This is a genomic window from Citrobacter sp. TBCS-14 (assembly GCF_005280805.1).
In the GTDB taxonomy this organism is placed as follows: domain Bacteria; phylum Pseudomonadota; class Gammaproteobacteria; order Enterobacterales; family Enterobacteriaceae; genus Citrobacter; species Citrobacter gillenii.
This window is the reverse complement of record NZ_SZWM01001183.1, coordinates 1-216: the sequence shown is the minus strand read 5'-3', so window position 1 is coordinate 216 and position 216 is coordinate 1. Positions and strand designations below refer to the sequence as shown.

Here is a 216-nt window from a genome sequence, read left to right as displayed (position 1 = left end):
ATCTGTACTTTCCGCTCCCCAGCGCCGTTGCCAGGTACTGCTGACGCTTTTCCTGCCGGGGCAAATCGCTACTACACAAACCTTCAGCAGCCTCAACGGTGTCGATGATGCCACGGTTCAGGAAGATATTATTGGCGCAGGGCTCGAAATCCAGCGCTATCACCGGCTCACGATAGCCACCGCGCAGAATGGTGGCTATGCGATCGAAGGAACCCC

The 216-nt window shown here is 56.9% G+C and carries 1 pseudogene; it reads left to right on the top strand.

Going from position 1 to position 216, the window contains the following annotated elements:
• Positions 1–216 (top strand): annotated as a pseudogene (locus FDX22_RS32170) (stationary phase inducible protein CsiE); the annotation flags it as partial.